Genomic DNA, 15,617 nt, shown 5'->3' with positions numbered 1-15,617 from the left:
TTCATTGGGTAGAGAAGATTGTTTTATTTGGAATAATATAATCAATAATTGATAGAGAGGGAAAGGTAAAGGATTGATATGTTAATCAGCAATATTGAAGTACTTCCAGGTTATACCATTACCAAGCATTTAGGCTTGGTGCAAGGCAGCACGGTCAGAGCAAAACATTTAGGGCGTGACATGATGGCTGGTTTGAAAAATATGGTAGGGGGTGAGTTAAAAGGTTATACAGAGTTATTGAATGAGTCTCGGCAAGAAGCACTTGATCGAATGAAAAAACAAGCAAGTAAAATGGGGGCAAACGCTATTATTAATGTACGGTTTAGTACATCCAATATTACTTCTGGTGCTTCTGAAATTTTGGCTTATGGTACGGCTGTCTTTATTGAGAGTAAGTAAATGGCATTATACATTATTTATCTTTTTGTTTTTGTTGGTTCCTGTTATTTGATTGGTGCATTCATTGAAAAAAAACATGATCAGTCGCTTAAACAACGAGAGCAAGTGCTTAAGCATATTTTGATTTTTAATGAAAAACGGATTCCTGAGGAATGTGCAGGACAACCATTTCCTTTAGTTATCGGTTCTGTTGTGATGTCCAGTGATTATTTTCAGCAAAGGATGGCTGGTTTAAAGAGCTTATTTGGTGGGAATCTGGATACCTATGAGTCTATGCTTGACAGAGGGCGACGAGAGGCAGTTTTGCGGATGAAAGCACAAGCTAAGCGTTTGGGTGCAAATGCTGTATTTAATGTACGGTTTGAAACATCTTCGTTAAATGAGAATGCGCGTGGCAATAAAAGTAATATGGCATGTGCAGAACTATTTGTTTATGGAACAGCCTGTAAATTGAACCATCATAATAAATAATAATAAGAGATTTGTGGTGGGGAGCGATAAAAAAGCCCTCTTTAGATAAAAGAGGGCTTTTCCTATTATAAAAAGAACAATTATTTTAATTTTGTTTCTTTATAAATAACGTGTTTACGCACAACTGGGTCGAATTTTTTAATTTCGAGCTTTTCTGGCATAGTACGTTTGTTTTTAGTTGTTGTATAGAAATGACCAGTACCAGCACTGGATTCTAATTTGATTTTATCGCGCATGATGCACCTTTATTATCTTAATCGTTTAAATTAAGCTTCACCGCGAGCACGCAAATCAGCCAATACAGCATCAATGCCTACTTTGTCGATGGTGCGTAGTGCTGCATTAGAAATGCGCAAACGAACCCAACGGTTTTCGCTCTCTACCCAAAAACGACGTGATTGCAAGTTAGGCAAGAAACGACGTTTGGTTTTGTTATTGGCGTGTGACACATTATTCCCACTCATAGGGCGTTTGCCAGTCACTTTACATACTCGTGCCATTACGGAACTCCAAATACCAAAAAAGTAAAAGAGCATTTATATCATAAATAACCCTTTATACTCAAGTTTAATTTGTTTTTTTTAAAGTTATGCTTGATTTTTTGTTGGTTAGAAACACAGTTTACCTTGGTGTTTTTCTTTTAACCTAATTGAAATAGGTAAAAATAAGGATGAAAGACACAGATGGGTATGGGTGTATGGTATGAAGCTGTGTGACTCTGGGGTGATGGGTGGAATAATTTTATGGTTTTTGTTCTTTGGGCTCTTTAGTTTTATGTGCAGTTGCGCTAAAATTATGAATTCCATTCAAGCCGTTTTGTCATGACTAAGTTTATCTTTGTAACAGGTGGTGTGGTTTCTTCTTTAGGTAAAGGAATCGCAGCCGCTTCAATTGCTGCTATTTTAGAATCTCGTGGCCTAAAGGTCACTATGCTCAAATTAGACCCTTATATTAATGTTGACCCAGGCACAATGAGTCCATTTCAACACGGGGAAGTTTTTGTTACCGAAGACGGTGCTGAAACTGATTTGGACTTAGGTCATTATGAGCGTTTTATTGATGCAACCATGCAAAAACGCAATAATTTTACGACCGGTCAAGTATATGAAACGGTTATTGCCAATGAGCGCCGTGGTGATTATTTAGGGGGTACTGTTCAAGTTATTCCTCATATCACCGATGAAATAAAACGTAAAGTTCATGTAGGCGCAGAGGGTTTTGATGTTGCTATTGTTGAAATTGGTGGGACAGTAGGTGATATTGAGTCACTGCCTTTTTTAGAAGCTATTCGCCAAATGCGCAGTCAATTGGGACGTAATAATACTTTTTACATTCATTTGTCCTATGTGCCTTATATTGCCACAGCAGGCGAAATTAAAACCAAGCCAACACAACATTCTGTAAAAGAGTTACGTGAAATTGGTATTCAACCTGATGTGTTGTTGTGTCGTATGGACAGACCTTTGCCAGAAGATGAAAAACGTAAAATAGCGTTATTTTGTAATGTGGAAGAGCGTGCCGTTATTGGATGCTATGATGCAGACAGTATTTATAAAGTCCCTGCAATGTTACATGAGCAAGGTATTGATGAACTTATTTGTGAGCAATTACAACTAGACGTGCCTTTGGCTGATTTGTCCGCATGGAGCCATATTTTGGATGCAATTGATCACCCAAAATTTGCGGTTAATATCGCTATGGTGGGTAAATATGTAGATTTGACAGAGTCTTATAAGTCGTTGTCAGAAGCATTAAAACATGCAGGTATTCATACGGATAGTAAAGTCAATATCCATTATATTGACAGCGAAGAAATAGAAACAAAGGGTACGGCTATATTAGCAAATATGGATGCTATTTTGGTGCCAGGTGGTTTTGGGCAGCGTGGTGTCGAAGGTAAAGTAGCTGCTGTACGTTATGCTCGTGAACACAAAATCCCTTACTTGGGTATTTGTTTGGGGATGCAAATTGCGCTAATTGAGTATGCGCGTAATGTGGTTGGATTAACAGATGCCAACTCAACTGAATTTGATATTGAAACTCCTTATCCTGTCGTTGCTTTAATTGATGAGTGGGTGAATCATGATGGTAAAATAGAAAAACGTGATGCCAATGCCAATATGGGGGGCACAATGCGTCTTGGTGCGCAAGCGTGTGAACTAAAACCAGATTCATTGGCTGCTAAAATTTATGGCAACACAAATATTGTAGAGCGTCATCGCCATCGTTATGAGGTCAATAATTATTATGTTCCTCGTTTAGAAGAGGCAGGTTTGGTTATTGGTGGTGTATCTGTTGGTGCTGAGCGCTTAGTTGAAACCATTGAGTTACCAGAACACCCATGGTTCTTTGCGTGTCAGTTTCATCCAGAGTTTACGTCTACGCCAAGACAAGGACATCCGTTGTTTTCAGCTTATATTCAAGCTGCTTTGGCCTATCAAGCCAAACATACTTCATAAAGGAGTGAATAATGAAACTGTGTGGATTTGATGTTGGGTTGGCACATCCATTTTTTTTGATTGCTGGGCCTTGTGTGATTGAAAGCGAAGCTATGGCCATTGATACAGCGGGTCAATTAAAAGAAATTGCGCAAAAATTGAATATCCCTTTTATCTATAAAAGTAGTTACGATAAGGCTAATCGATCCAGTGGTAGCTCATTTCGTGGTTTAGGTATGCAAGAAGGTTTACGTATTTTGTCTGAAGTTAAAAGACAATTGAATGTGCCCATTTTAACGGATGTACATACAGAGCAAGAAGTGCCTGAGGTGGCCAGTGTGGTTGATGTGTTACAAACCCCAGCTTTTTTGGCGCGTCAGACTGATTTTATTCGTGCTGTGGCTCAATCGGGTAAACCTGTTAATATTAAAAAAGCCCAATTTATGGCACCTGAAGATATGGGTAATGTAATTAATAAAGCCCGCGAAGCAGCTAAGGAAAAAGGCTTGCCAGAGGATCTATTTATGGTGTGTGAGCGAGGAGCCAGTTTTGGTTATCATAATCTGGTTTCAGATATGCGCTCTTTATCGATTATGCGTTCAACAGGATGTCCTGTTGTATTTGATGCAACTCATTCGGTGCAGTTGCCAGGTGCTCAGGGTGGCGCTTCAGGTGGTCGTAGAGAGTTTGTGCCTGTACTTGCTCGTGCGGCAATTGCTTCAGGCGTATCTGGGGTGTTCATGGAAACGCATCCAGACCCAGCTAAAGCCTTATCTGATGGGCCAAATGCTTGGCCTTTAGGTAAAATGTATGATTTATTATCTGCTTTAAAAGAAATTGACCATATTGTGAAAAAGCAGGGATTTATTGAAGACACTTTGTCATAAATAGACGAAAACAGGGCTGCTTGAATTCAAGCAGCCTTACTTGATTTGAATATTTGCTTTTAATTAGGAGAAAAAATGAGTGCCATTATTGATATTGTAGCTCGTGAAATTTTAGATTCTCGAGGCAATCCAACTGTTGAAGCGGACGTATTGTTAGAGTCTGGCGTAATGGGTAGGGCTGCAGTGCCTTCTGGTGCTTCAACTGGAACAAAGGAAGCCTTAGAGCTAAGAGATGGCGATAAAAGCCGTTATCTAGGTAAGGGTTGTTTAGCTGCTGTTGAGCATGTCAATAATGAAATCACTCAGGCATTACTTGGTCTTGATGCTTCAGATCAAACTTATATTGATCAGGTTATGCTGGATCTAGACGGTACAGAAAACAAAGGAAATTTAGGTGCTAATGCTATTTTAGCTGTGTCTATGGCAGTGGCACGTGCCGCAGCAGAAGACGCTGGCTTGCCTTTATATCGTTATTTGGGTGGTGCTGGCCCTATGGCAATGCCTGTGCCTATGATGAATGTGATTAATGGTGGTGCTCATGCGAATAACAGCTTAGATATTCAGGAGTTTATGATTGTACCTGTCGGCTCATCATCATTTAAAGAGGCTTTACGTTGTGGCGCAGAAATATTTCATCATTTAAAGAAAATTTGTGATGAGAAGGGTTTTGCAACAACAGTGGGAGATGAAGGTGGTTTTGCGCCTAATTTAAAAAGCCATGAAGAAGCCATCACCTTAATTTTACAGGCAATTGATCAAGCAGGTTATGTTGCAGGACAAGATGTATTGTTGGCATTGGATTGTGCCTCAAGCGAATTTTATAAAGAAGGTAGGTACCATTTAAGTGCAGAAGGTTTGGCTTTGTCATCGGAGCAATTTGTTGATTATTTGGAAAGTTTGGTAGACAAATACCCCATTATTTCTATTGAAGATGGAATGAGTGAAGATGATTGGGCTGGTTGGGCTACATTAACGCAAAGATTGGGTAAAAAAATCCAATTGGTTGGCGATGATTTGTTTGTGACTAATCCTGCCATTTTGGCTAAAGGTATTGAACAAGGGCTGGCTAATGCATTATTGGTTAAGGTCAATCAAATTGGGACTTTGTCTGAAACATTAAAAGCTGTTGATTTAGCTAAGCGAAATCGGTACACCAGTGTGATGAGTCATCGCTCAGGTGAAACAGAAGACAGTACTATTGCTGATTTAGCCGTGGCAACCAATTGTATGCAAATTAAAACAGGGTCTCTTTCTCGCTCAGATCGTATGGCTAAATACAATCAGCTATTGCGTATTGAAGAAGAGTTAGGGGAAAGTGCATACTATCCAGGTAAAGCTGCTTTTTATCATATTGCTTAGGTTTTAATGATTATGAACTGGTGGCGTACTTTATTTTTAGTGGTTGCTCTGGCTGCATTACAGTATCCTTTATGGATGGGTAAGGGCAATTTTAATGAAGTGCGCCTTTCTAAAAAACGAGTTGAAATACAAAAACAAGAAGTCGACAAACTCGAACGTAGAAATAAAGCAATGTCTGCTGAAATTCAGGATTTACAACAAGGGCAAGAAGCTATTGCTGAAATTGCTCGGGATGAAATAGGTTATATCGCGCCAGGCGAACATTTTTATCGTATTAAAAATAAGTAATGTCTTTGTTGCTCAGTATCGTTATTGAGTATTGTCTTTATTGTTCAAAATGATTGCGTCTGATTATTGAAATGAAATTTAATATCTTATGAGTACCCATAATAGCTCCAGATTTTCTTTGCGTTTAGGTGCGGGCTGGATGGTGATAGCCACACTATTTTTTGCCTTAATGGGTGTATTTGTTAAGCTTGGTGCTGGGCACTTTCATTTTATAGAACTGGTTTTTTGGCGTGGTGTATTTGGTGTGGTGTTAATGGCCATGATGGCTAGAGCCAAGCATCAGTCTGTTTACACGCCTTTAATGAAACAACATTTAAATCGTTCTATATCTGGGTTTGTCGCCATGTTGGGTTATTTTTATGCGATGACTCATTTGCCTCTGGCTTCGGCTGTGACGTTAAGTTATACCTCTCCAATTGGCATGATTATTTTGTCCTTTTTATTTTATAAAGAACAAATCACCAAAATAATGGGTTTGGGCATTTTGATTGGGTTCGTGGGTGTTTTATTGTTATTACAGCCTAATTTTAATGATAAAGCTTGGGTAGCTGTTTTAATTGGTTTAGGTTCTGGGTTACTGAGTGGTTGGGCGTATATTCAGGTTCAGCAGTTAACACGTTTGAATGAGCCAGAATGGCGTATTGTTTTTTACTTTTCCTTAGTTTGTGCTATAGGTGGCGCTGTATTATCAACACTATATGGTTGGAGTACTTTAACTTTACATAATATGCTCTATATTGTGGGTATGGGAGTCTGTGCCACCATTGCACAAATGACCATGACTAAAGCCTATAGTGAAGGCAATAAGTTTGTGGCTTCTTCTTTTTCGTATTTAACCATTGTTTTTTCATCAATTTTAGGTGCGTTAATTTTACATGATGTGTTAAGGTGGCAGGAATTTTTAGCAATGTTGGTGATTATTGCCAGTGGCTTTGTCACTAAATTGGGTAAACCGAAACCCCTATAAAAACAGATAAAGTTAATAAAAAAGGTTATGGTTGTTATGTCAGCAATAAAATGGAAAATTGAGCCATATCAACTCAAAGATCATGATGCTTTGGTTGACATTTGGTTAAGAGCGGTTAAACAGACGCATCATTTTTTAGATGAATCAGATATCTCGTTTTTCCATAAAATTGTGTCTGAACAGGCTTTGTCGTCTTGCCCTGTTTGGCAAATTAAGGATCAACAAGAAATACCAGTAGGGTTTATTGGGATTGATCAGCAAAAAATAGAGATGCTGTTTGTTGAGCCTGATAAACATGGTCATGGAATAGGTTCTTTACTGATGGATTTTGCGATCAAAGAACATCAAGTAACAGCAGTAGATGTGAATGAGCAAAATGTTTTGGCTATGGCATTTTATCAAAAACATGGTTTTGAGGTCATAGGGCGTTCGCCCTTTGATGGTACAGGTCGACCATTTCCGATTTTGCATATGTCTTTATTGTCTATTTAATATTTTTCTTGTGATTGAAATAATAAAAAACAAATTGGTTATACTATAGGTATACTGAATGGTACAGTTATTGCTCAGTGAGTAAAAATGATGGATGATCAAACAGGAAAAGTAGATGTCTGTGCTGGAGAAACTGATCAAGCAGTACAGTCAGATATGCCTAATTTAAGTTCAGATACTTTATTGCGCCACAAAAGTAGATTGGCAAATTATCTACATTTAAGTTCACTTTTTGGGGATGATTGGTTTGCTGTTAAGGCCGAGGGGTTTGCTCGATTTTTTGGGACGCCTTTGTTTTTGGTTGCACAAACAGTTGTTGTGTTGGTGTGGATGAGTATCAATATTTTAGGCTGGGCAAAATTTGATCTTTACCCTTTTATTTTATTGAATCTGGCTTTTAGTTTACAGGCGGCTTATGCTGCCCCCCTTATTTTATTGGCTCAAACTCGTCAGGCTGATCGAGAAAAGGCAAGGGCTCAGTTAGAAGCGTTACATAGAGAAGATTTGGCAAAGACTGCCGAACAAAGGCAAATTATAGCTGCTGAATGTAATGAAAAATTATTGATACTTTTGCAGCAAAATACGGAGTTGACTCAATTAAATAAGGAGTTGGCAGAACGTATTGAACGCATGACTATAGAAATTCATCGTAATTTTACCCAAACGAAGCAATAAAATTAATTTTTTGGTTTTTCTTATCAATTTAGTGGGTATTTTAACGGTTTTATCGTAATAAAATGAATCCAAAAAATCATATTCACTATTTATAATAACTGCTAAGATAGCGCATCTTTTGTCAATTATTGCAGTGTTGGAATATAAATATGGTACAAATAGAAGAGCAAAAATATGGTTTAAAAGTTACTTTGTCTGAATCTTTTACTTTAGAAGACTTTAAACAATTTGAACAATCGTTAATCAATCGGACTCATCAGGTTCATCGACCTGATTTGTTGCTGGATTTATCTTGCCTTGAGGATTTTACCTTAGATATGGCATGGGAGCAGATGCGCTTCGTCAGAGCGCATGAGCATGATTTTGGTCGAGTGGCTGTGGTTGTAAATGATATTTGGATGAAAGTGGGGGCACATATTTCAAATTTATTAACAGCGCAGCATGCTAAGTTTTTTGATACAGTGCCTATGGCACAAAATTGGTTGGATAAAGATAGCTGAATGTGGGTAGGATTTTGAGGAATAAGGATAAATTTATACATTATGGCCGCATAAGTGCCATTTTTTTATTGTTCTTTGTTTATGGCCAAATCGTTTATGCACATTCGGTGAATGTTTGTTACCACTATGGCTGCAAGAAACAGGCCACAGTGAACATTACTGAAGAGCAGGTGGTACAGATTAAGACTTTGTTTGATGGTGTGGCTAATGCGCAAGAGGAGAGGGCTTCTATTCAAAAAGCGGTTCTACAATTGTATTTAATTGCAGGAGACCAAACCCCTATTTTTGCCGATAAAGCAGGAAATTTTAAGGATGGCACCGCCGATGGACGCATGGACTGTGTGGATCATAGTGAAACAGATACTTATTTTCTTAAATTTTTGAGTCGTTTAAACCTGTTACAGTTTCATGAAATCATGAAACCTTATTATCGAGCGCCTAGAATTTTAGATTTGCATTACGCCAGTAGAATAAAAGAAAAAGAAAATGGGCAACAATGGGTTGTGGATACTTGGTTTTATGATTTTGGGCATGAACCTGTTGTATTAGAAGCGGATAAGTGGCGCAAAGGCTGGTATCCTGAAGGTTGGTAAAATAATGAGGGGAGGTTAGCGTTTCCCCCTACTGTCTACTTTTAGTTTTTTTCTAGGCTTAAAGAGTATTGTGTAAAGTAACTGAAATAGATGATGTAGATTGTTTTTATTGATAATTTAATCGGTTATTTGCATATAAAAAAATAATACCTGTTTTTAGAGCAGGTATTATTTTTTTATATGAGTAGTGATTCATCAAAATTGTAATGATTTTTCTACTTCTTGCGTTTTTCTGCGAGCCAATGCTAAATTCGATTTAGTATTATCCAGTACAACATAGATAAATATACCAGGCGCAGAGGCTATTGGGCGAATAATATGAAATTGTTTGCCAAGAGAAATCAGAATATCTTCTATATGATCATCTAAACCAAGCATATCCATTGTTTTTAATTTTGCTCTCACAACTTCAGTGTTTCCTGCTGATGCTATTTCTAAATCTACTCCTGAACCTGCAGAGCCAAGCATCATACCTGTATTGCTGTCAACGATACTGCAACATAAGACGCCATCTAGATTCATTATTTGATCTAAACTGGTTTTGATATCTGCCATAATTTTCTTCCTTTAATAGTGTGAGGTTATTCGTTACAACTTAATAAAATCAATATGTGTGTATTGACCTTAATTCTTCATAATATGTACTGCTTCAATTTGGCTCAGTAATGCATCAATCAGTAAAAGGACACTGCCTTTTTCTCTGGCATCAATGCTAAAAATAGGGGCACAAATACCGTTTTGTGAAAGCATATTGTAGTAATCACTTATTTTGAAATGCGATGCAATGTCGGTTTTGGTAATACCTAAAATAATGGCGGTTTTACTTTTTTGGATAAACGGATTAAAAGCTTGAATAAATGTTTGAGTTTCTTCTAAGGCATTGGGTTTGCTATTGTTTGCTAAAATAATGGTACCCAGCATCCCTTCACACAACATTTCCCAAATAAAAGAGAAACGGGTTTGTCCTGGTAAACCATATAAACGTAACCTATTTTGTAGATAAGGTAGATTCACTTCACCATAGTCAAAGGCAACCGTTGTGTGGGTTTTGCCGATTTGTTCGGCATCTGACGCTTTTACATCGGTATAAATAGGTGGAATATCACTGATACTGCCAATTGCGGTTGTTTTTCCTGCACCAACATCGCCAGCAAAAAGCACTTTATATTTATCCATGGTCATGATCAATTCCTAAGTCGATACGACAATTTTGTATTTCTGATAATGATAAGGTTGGTGCAACATGATGATCTTTGGTAAAAGTTGGGTTATTTTCTCGTTCTCCCCAAATAAGGCATTGACACAACATACAACTGTTTAAAAAGCCAATACATTGTTCTTGTGTAAAATGAAAGCGTTTTTTCATCTCTTCTATTGTTAAGGGCTGTTGGGTCATTAAAGTGCAGACACGTAAATAGATAGGGTCAGTTTTTAATGAACCAAAATCAGGCCAACGAGTCACGCCAAAAGTATTTTTATCTGAAATATTGTGAATCAGTTGTGTTGTTATTTGTGTACCCAATATCCATAAAAATCTCTCTAACAGATATTTTGGGTATTGATGCGTTTGCTGATCTAAATGCTTTCGAGGAAATAAGGTGATTTCTCCACCATGTTTAAAACATTGCAGTAGCTTTTCTATTGAGGTATTGTTTTTATTAAAATCATAAGTTTCGGTTGAGTTTAAGAAAAATGTTTCGGATTTGGCATCTAGTGTGATGATTCTATTATTGTGTTCAATCGAGCAAGAAATTTCTTCTTCTGGTGCATAAGCAAAAAGGTATTGTGCCAACTGTGTTAGAGATGAGAATGGTTTTGCTTTTTGTGGTTGTATGTCTAATTTTGGTTGTTCAGTTGTTTGTATTGTTGAAATATTAGGTATGAGGTATTGTTGGAATAAGGGGATAAGCGCCTGTACGGTAATAGTGGCTTTGATACAGGGATGATCGTGAAAAAAAGGCTCTTCTTGATTGTGAACAAAAAATAATATAGGCTGAGCACTATCCTTTGTTTTATTGAGCATAATTTGTGTAAATGCTGAATGTGCATGTACAAATAAAATATTAGGCTCAGTGGAGTTATTAAACACAATCATTAATTCTAGCTGTTGTGCAGCGGCTAAAATGGTTTGTTTTAATAAAGTTTCATCGGCAAGACTCGTGCTCAGAAACGATACAGTTATGGGTTGTTTATTCATATTTTTAGGTAATCATACAAGAACAAAGGTAAGATTTTATTTTTAATTTTTTATAATCTTATTGGGTATTAATTTTTCTTTGGTATAAATGAAAAATTAATAATAATTAAGAAAAGTATTACATGCAAGTAAATATTTTTTAGATTAATTTAAAAAATGTGGTCTATAAAAAATATAAATATAAGTAATTGTGTTAAGTGGGTTGAGTTTGACCGAAGAATATTCGGTTAAGAGAGGTATTGATGAAAAATAGAGTGGTTTTTTATTTATTGAAAAAATTAAACCTGACAGAATAATCTGTCAGGTTTAATAACGTTAATTAAATCGTTAAAGAACTACCTACATCTTGAATTTTACGACGAGCCATTGCTAAATTGCCTTTAGCATGGTCTAAAACTGCGTAAATAAAGATACCTGGTAAAGAAGGAATCAAATAAATGATGTGATATTCTGTTCCCAATGAAATCAGGATATCTTCAATATGGTCTTTTTTACCAAGTAGTTCCATTGTTTTTAGTTTTGCACGTACCACTTCAGTGTTACCTGCTGATGCAATTTCTAAATCCGCACCTGAACCAGCTGAAGCTAACATCATACCGCTGTTATAATCAACAACGCTGCAGCATAAGGCGCCATCTAAAGTTAAAATTTCTGCTAAGCTATCTTTTGCGTTCATAAAAAAACTCCTTTAAAAAGGTTAAATAAAAAAATATAATATGGCTAACAAATATAATATATTTGATTGTCATATTCGGGAAATAATATTCAAATTTTTAACGTTATACTCTGATATGTATGGCTTCTATTTGACTTAAGAGCGCATCAACCAAGAGTAAAACACTGTCTCTTTCTCTTGCATCAACACTAAAAACAGGCGCCCTTATTTGCGCTTGTGCCAAGATGTTTTGATAATCTTTGGGTTTATAATGAGAAGAAATATCACCTTTTGTGACGCCTAAAACAATTGCAACATTTTCTTTGTGAATAATTGGGGCAAATGCTTTTAAAAACGTTTCTGTCTCTTTAATGGCATTGGGTTTACTGTTGTTAGCCAATAAAACAATACCAATAACACCTTCTGAAAGCATTTCCCATATAAATGAAAAACGGGTTTGTCCTGGTAAACCATACAAACGTAATCTATTTTTAAGGTAAGGAAGATTCACTTCTCCGTAATCAAAAGCCACAGTTGTGTGTGTTTTACCAATTTTTTCTGCATCCGATGCTTTTACATCGGTATAAACAGGAGGGATATCGCTGATACTGGTGATTGCAGTTGTTTTCCCTACGCCAACATCACCAGCAAAAAGGATTTTATATTTTTTAGTCATGTGTGTGTAAGCCTAAATCTAAACGACAATTTTGAATTTCTTCTAATGATAAAGACAGCTGAATATCATGTGATGCAGAGGGTGATTGTTGTTCTGTTTGTTCCCCCCAAATAAGGTATTGGCATAGAACACAACTATTTAAAAAACCGATACATTCTTCTGTTTTTAAGTGAAAATGCTCAATGATCCCTTTTATATTTAATGGTTTTTGCATCAAGATGGCACATATTCTGACATAAGCAGGATTGGTTTTGAGTATGCCAAAGTCAGGCCAATGTGTTATGCCAAACGAAACGTCTACTGGGATTTTATTCAACAGTTTATCGGTAATGGATTCGCCTAAAATCCATATAAACCTTTCTAAAATATAAGGAGGTAATTGACGAATATGATTTTTTAATTCTTTTGTTGAAAAAATGGTTATTTGTCCACCATGGGTAAAATGTTGAATTAATGCCTTTATTGAAGTATTATTTTTATTAAAATCATTATGTTTAGCCGATTGAACAAAGAACATTTGGGATTTAAAATCAAAATAGAGCGTTTCATGATCATTTTGTACACGGCACCCGACCTCTTCACCCAAAAGATGGGTAAAATATTCCGCCAATTCTGTTAATGATGCGAATGATCTAGGTTTACCTGGTTGTATGTCCAGTTCGAGCTGTTCTGTAGGTTGTGTTCCCCCAAAGTTTTGCAAATATTTTTGCAAAAGCGTGATGAATTCATTTTCTGCGATGTTGGTTTGAATACACGGGTGACCTTGCCAAGATTCTTGAGGATCTTGACTGATAAAAAAGATTAAATGTTGGCGTTTTTCTAATTTTTTTAAAAGAAAAGGTGTAAAAGCAGAATCTTGATTAATAAATAAAAGATTTGCTTGTGATACTTTCCCAATGGCGATATTGATTCCTAAATGCTGAGCAACCTTCATAAGTAAAGGCGACAGCAATGACTCATCAGCAATACTAAGGCTTAAAAAAGATGCAGTGATCTGCTCTGATGACATGGAATCCTCCAGCATAAATTATATGTGTGTAAAAAAAATTATATTTTAAAGTGCTATTTTAATTATTATTTTTATTCTTGTTATCTAAACTTATTAGAAGATAATATTTTATTTGTGAAGGTGATAATAATCAAAAATAAAATAAACATCTAGCGATTTTTCTTATTTAAAATAAAAATTTATCTATTTTTTTAAAATTAAAATAATATTTTTTTAAAATTAAAATAAATTAATATATCGAAAAAATGTAATATGAAATATGCAACTGATTATTTTGTTTTAATAATTGTTTGTAATTATAAAGTAAATATGTAAAATATTTTACTTTATTTGAGAAAAAAATTTTCTAATCATGTGATTGATAGCTTTAAGCTTATAAATTATTGAATTTAATAATTTGTGTCTTATTGGATACACTTGTAGCGTTTGCGGGTTTTTTATTTAATTTTAAATCTACTTGGTTTTTATTTTAGTATTTTTTGAAAAAACATCACAACGGTTAGAATCATACCAAAAATCATGACACAATGAAAATAATCTATGCCAGCCATGAGTGTTGAGTGTTGCAGTAATAATTGTTGTAGTTGGGAAGCTGCTGTTTGTGTTGCAATTTCTTGTGGCATGGATGCACTTAAAGCTGTTGTTAGTTTTTGTAGGGCATCTAGATAAGCTGGGCTGCTGTTGGTATAGTTTTCACCCATAATGCTGAAATGTACGGTTGTACGCCATTGAATAAGTGCGGTTCCTAGTGAAATACCTAATGAAATAGACAGTTGAGCCAGCATATTGCGCACTTGCATCGCATGAGAAAAGAGTAAGTCACTTTTTTGTAAAGATCGAAAACAAGCAGCTGTAACAGGAGTCATCACCATAATAATGAAGACACCATTGGCTAATAAAGCGGGTAAAATTTGCGTCCATAAATTGGCCTGAATGGTTAAGTTAGAAAGAAAGTAACCATATAAAAACACAGCAAGACCACCAATTACGCAAAACTTACGGATGCTGGGATATTTAGGGACAATTTTACTGAAAACGATCCAAGCCAAAATAGAGGTGCTTAACCCTAATGAGTTAAAAAAACCAACCGAACTCCATGAAAAATTTAAACCTCTTTGTAATGTGATGGGCAAAATATAATTATTGGCACCTGACATAATATAAAAACAAGTTGCAATAAATGTACCAAAAATGAAAGCTTTATCTTGGAATATTGGTTTTACATGCAACAGTGGGCGTTCTTCAATTTTTTGTAATCTTCTGAAAAAGAGACTTAAACTGATGGTGGATAAAACAAAAATGCACAACAACATCATTGTGTCGCTGTAAAAGTCGTAGGAAGAGCGCCTAAATACATAAAAGAAGGCAAAACCGCCTAATAATAAAATAAAAATGAGGACAGGGTTGCTTTTCGTCATGCGTTCTTGCTCATCCACAATATAGGTAGGTAAGCAAAGGGACGTAAAAATAAAAGCCAATATGGCAAAAGCAATTAATAAAACAAAAATAAGATTCCAACGTCCAGAGGAGACAATTAGGGAGGCGAGCCAAGGAGAGAGTGCCATACCTGTTGTCATGCTGACAACAAAGGCTTTGATACCCATAAAACGCACGGGGCTAGGTGGAATCAATAGGGTTAATAAACGAGAACTGGTCATAAAAGAGGCACCACCTAGGGCCATAATGGCTCTACCTGCTAAAAAGGTGGAGAATGAATGGCTAAAGGTACAGACGAGGGCACCTAAAATAAAGAAAGATAAGCCAATTTGTATGTAACGACGCCATCCTAAGCGTTCTACCATCCAGTGCTGTTTGGCAATCATTAAAATAGCAATACAGGCATAGACAGCAGAAACCATGCCAAATTCTTCTGGAGAAGTGCCTGTTTCTCCCATAATCGGGTTTGCCGCAAAAGCAATCATCCCTGCTTGAAGATACTCAATAATATTTAATATAAATATCGTAATAAGTAGCTTACCTAAGTGACGTGAAGGAATTTGATTGCTCATAC

At 36.2% G+C, this 15,617-nt stretch carries 20 protein-coding genes; 11 read left to right on the top strand and 9 right to left on the bottom strand.

Translation table 11 applies throughout. The features are described from left to right. Positions 1-78 precede the first annotated feature (78 nt). Positions 79-399 (top strand): YbjQ family protein, encoded by a 321-nt coding sequence (locus AADH04_RS05225; protein ID WP_434779195.1) that lies wholly within the window; start codon positions 79-81, stop codon positions 397-399. Beyond that, positions 400-870 (top strand): YbjQ family protein, encoded by a 471-nt coding sequence (locus AADH04_RS05220; protein ID WP_434779194.1) that lies wholly within the window; start codon positions 400-402, stop codon positions 868-870. 80 nt (positions 871-950) lie between these two features. Here AADH04_RS05220 and rpmG read toward each other — a convergent pair whose 3' ends face one another. Then, the gene (gene rpmG / locus AADH04_RS05215) at positions 951-1,106 is read right to left on the bottom strand and encodes a 50S ribosomal protein L33 (protein WP_434779193.1); all 156 of its coding nucleotides are present in this window, start codon (positions 1,104-1,106) and stop codon (positions 951-953) included. A gap of 30 nt (positions 1,107-1,136) precedes the next feature. Then, positions 1,137-1,370, bottom strand: a complete 234-nt coding sequence (gene rpmB / locus AADH04_RS05210; RefSeq protein WP_009174153.1) for a 50S ribosomal protein L28 — start codon at positions 1,368-1,370, stop codon at positions 1,137-1,139. A gap of 321 nt (positions 1,371-1,691) precedes the next feature. Here rpmB and AADH04_RS05205 point away from each other — a divergent pair, with 321 nt between their 5' ends. The 9 genes from AADH04_RS05205 (at position 1,692) to AADH04_RS05165 (ending at position 9,069) form a co-directional block, all read left to right on the top strand. Beyond that, the gene (locus AADH04_RS05205) at positions 1,692-3,329 is read left to right on the top strand and encodes a CTP synthase (protein ID WP_434779192.1); all 1,638 of its coding nucleotides are present in this window, start codon (positions 1,692-1,694) and stop codon (positions 3,327-3,329) included. A gap of 11 nt (positions 3,330-3,340) precedes the next feature. Beyond that, positions 3,341-4,195, top strand: a complete 855-nt coding sequence (kdsA, locus tag AADH04_RS05200) for a 3-deoxy-8-phosphooctulonate synthase (RefSeq protein ID WP_434779191.1) — start codon at positions 3,341-3,343, stop codon at positions 4,193-4,195. A gap of 75 nt (positions 4,196-4,270) precedes the next feature. Next, complete coding sequence (gene eno / locus AADH04_RS05195) at positions 4,271-5,554, top strand: phosphopyruvate hydratase (RefSeq protein WP_434779190.1); 1,284 nt, start codon at positions 4,271-4,273, stop codon at positions 5,552-5,554. A gap of 12 nt (positions 5,555-5,566) precedes the next feature. Further along, complete coding sequence (locus AADH04_RS05190) at positions 5,567-5,842, top strand: septum formation initiator family protein (RefSeq protein WP_434779189.1); 276 nt, start codon at positions 5,567-5,569, stop codon at positions 5,840-5,842. Between the two features lie 88 nt (positions 5,843-5,930). Beyond that, on the top strand, positions 5,931-6,809 hold the full coding sequence (locus AADH04_RS05185) for a DMT family transporter (RefSeq protein ID WP_434779188.1): 879 nt from the start codon (positions 5,931-5,933) through the stop codon (positions 6,807-6,809). A gap of 36 nt (positions 6,810-6,845) precedes the next feature. Further along, complete coding sequence (locus AADH04_RS05180; RefSeq protein WP_434779187.1) at positions 6,846-7,301, top strand: GNAT family N-acetyltransferase; 456 nt, start codon at positions 6,846-6,848, stop codon at positions 7,299-7,301. Positions 7,302-7,388: 87 nt separating this feature from the next. After that, positions 7,389-7,976 carry a DUF1003 domain-containing protein gene (locus tag AADH04_RS05175; RefSeq protein ID WP_434779186.1) on the top strand — a complete coding sequence of 196 codons (588 nt, stop codon included), beginning with the start codon at positions 7,389-7,391 and terminating at the stop codon, positions 7,974-7,976. Between the two features lie 149 nt (positions 7,977-8,125). Further along, positions 8,126-8,476 carry an STAS/SEC14 domain-containing protein gene (locus AADH04_RS05170; protein WP_434779185.1) on the top strand — a complete coding sequence of 117 codons (351 nt, stop codon included), beginning with the start codon at positions 8,126-8,128 and terminating at the stop codon, positions 8,474-8,476. Positions 8,477-8,625: 149 nt separating this feature from the next. Then, on the top strand, positions 8,626-9,069 hold the full coding sequence (locus AADH04_RS05165; protein WP_434779184.1) for a hypothetical protein: 444 nt from the start codon (positions 8,626-8,628) through the stop codon (positions 9,067-9,069). 195 nt (positions 9,070-9,264) lie between these two features. On the opposite strand, the gene AADH04_RS05160 is transcribed toward AADH04_RS05165, so the two are convergent. The 7 genes from AADH04_RS05160 to AADH04_RS05130 form a co-directional block, all read right to left on the bottom strand. Continuing rightward, positions 9,265-9,624, bottom strand: a complete 360-nt coding sequence (locus AADH04_RS05160) for a hypothetical protein (protein WP_434779183.1) — start codon at positions 9,622-9,624, stop codon at positions 9,265-9,267. Between the two features lie 69 nt (positions 9,625-9,693). Then, positions 9,694-10,251, bottom strand: a complete 558-nt coding sequence (locus tag AADH04_RS05155) for a GTP-binding protein (protein ID WP_434779182.1) — start codon at positions 10,249-10,251, stop codon at positions 9,694-9,696. Continuing rightward, positions 10,238-11,266 (bottom strand): hypothetical protein, encoded by a 1,029-nt coding sequence (locus AADH04_RS05150; RefSeq protein ID WP_434779181.1) that lies wholly within the window; start codon positions 11,264-11,266, stop codon positions 10,238-10,240. Before AADH04_RS05150 ends, AADH04_RS05155 begins: the two co-directional genes overlap by 14 nt. Before the next feature lie 319 nt (positions 11,267-11,585). Next, entirely contained in the window at positions 11,586-11,942 is a 357-nt protein-coding gene (locus tag AADH04_RS05145) for a hypothetical protein (protein ID WP_434779180.1), read from the bottom strand. A 103-nt stretch (positions 11,943-12,045) separates the two neighbouring features. Further along, the gene (locus tag AADH04_RS05140) at positions 12,046-12,597 is read right to left on the bottom strand and encodes a GTP-binding protein (protein WP_434779179.1); all 552 of its coding nucleotides are present in this window, start codon (positions 12,595-12,597) and stop codon (positions 12,046-12,048) included. Then, entirely contained in the window at positions 12,590-13,606 is a 1,017-nt protein-coding gene (locus tag AADH04_RS05135) for a hypothetical protein (RefSeq protein WP_434779178.1), read from the bottom strand. Before AADH04_RS05135 ends, AADH04_RS05140 begins: the two co-directional genes overlap by 8 nt. A gap of 464 nt (positions 13,607-14,070) precedes the next feature. Beyond that, a complete protein-coding gene (locus tag AADH04_RS05130) occupies positions 14,071-15,615 on the bottom strand; it encodes an MFS transporter (protein ID WP_434779177.1) in 1,545 nt (514 codons plus the stop codon). Positions 15,616-15,617: the final 2 nt, after the last annotated feature.

The organism is Neisseria sp. Ec49-e6-T10, from assembly GCF_051132615.1.
In the GTDB taxonomy this organism is placed as follows: Bacteria; Pseudomonadota; Gammaproteobacteria; order Burkholderiales; family Neisseriaceae.
This window is presented reverse-complemented; position numbering and strand designations above follow the sequence as displayed.

What these genes read in the sequence shown, in the direction of transcription:
- AADH04_RS05225 (WP_434779195.1), top strand. Translation starts at nt 79, where the DNA reads ATGTTAATCAGCAATATTGAAGTACTTCCAGGTTATACCATTACCAAG.
- AADH04_RS05220 (WP_434779194.1), top strand. Translation starts at nt 400, where the DNA reads ATGGCATTATACATTATTTATCTTTTTGTTTTTGTTGGTTCCTGTTAT.
- rpmG (WP_434779193.1), bottom strand. Translation starts at nt 1,106, where the DNA reads ATGCGCGATAAAATCAAATTAGAATCCAGTGCTGGTACTGGTCATTTC.
- rpmB (WP_009174153.1), bottom strand. Translation starts at nt 1,370, where the DNA reads ATGGCACGAGTATGTAAAGTGACTGGCAAACGCCCTATGAGTGGGAAT.
- AADH04_RS05205 (WP_434779192.1), top strand. Translation starts at nt 1,692, where the DNA reads ATGACTAAGTTTATCTTTGTAACAGGTGGTGTGGTTTCTTCTTTAGGT.
- kdsA (WP_434779191.1), top strand. Translation starts at nt 3,341, where the DNA reads ATGAAACTGTGTGGATTTGATGTTGGGTTGGCACATCCATTTTTTTTG.
- eno (WP_434779190.1), top strand. Translation starts at nt 4,271, where the DNA reads ATGAGTGCCATTATTGATATTGTAGCTCGTGAAATTTTAGATTCTCGA.
- AADH04_RS05190 (WP_434779189.1), top strand. Translation starts at nt 5,567, where the DNA reads ATGAACTGGTGGCGTACTTTATTTTTAGTGGTTGCTCTGGCTGCATTA.
- AADH04_RS05185 (WP_434779188.1), top strand. Translation starts at nt 5,931, where the DNA reads ATGAGTACCCATAATAGCTCCAGATTTTCTTTGCGTTTAGGTGCGGGC.
- AADH04_RS05180 (WP_434779187.1), top strand. Translation starts at nt 6,846, where the DNA reads ATGTCAGCAATAAAATGGAAAATTGAGCCATATCAACTCAAAGATCAT.
- AADH04_RS05175 (WP_434779186.1), top strand. Translation starts at nt 7,389, where the DNA reads ATGATGGATGATCAAACAGGAAAAGTAGATGTCTGTGCTGGAGAAACT.
- AADH04_RS05170 (WP_434779185.1), top strand. Translation starts at nt 8,126, where the DNA reads ATGGTACAAATAGAAGAGCAAAAATATGGTTTAAAAGTTACTTTGTCT.
- AADH04_RS05160 (WP_434779183.1), bottom strand. Translation starts at nt 9,624, where the DNA reads ATGGCAGATATCAAAACCAGTTTAGATCAAATAATGAATCTAGATGGC.
- AADH04_RS05155 (WP_434779182.1), bottom strand. Translation starts at nt 10,251, where the DNA reads ATGACCATGGATAAATATAAAGTGCTTTTTGCTGGCGATGTTGGTGCA.
- AADH04_RS05150 (WP_434779181.1), bottom strand. Translation starts at nt 11,266, where the DNA reads ATGAATAAACAACCCATAACTGTATCGTTTCTGAGCACGAGTCTTGCC.
- AADH04_RS05145 (WP_434779180.1), bottom strand. Translation starts at nt 11,942, where the DNA reads ATGAACGCAAAAGATAGCTTAGCAGAAATTTTAACTTTAGATGGCGCC.
- AADH04_RS05140 (WP_434779179.1), bottom strand. Translation starts at nt 12,597, where the DNA reads ATGACTAAAAAATATAAAATCCTTTTTGCTGGTGATGTTGGCGTAGGG.
- AADH04_RS05135 (WP_434779178.1), bottom strand. Translation starts at nt 13,606, where the DNA reads ATGTCATCAGAGCAGATCACTGCATCTTTTTTAAGCCTTAGTATTGCT.
- AADH04_RS05130 (WP_434779177.1), bottom strand. Translation starts at nt 15,615, where the DNA reads ATGAGCAATCAAATTCCTTCACGTCACTTAGGTAAGCTACTTATTACG.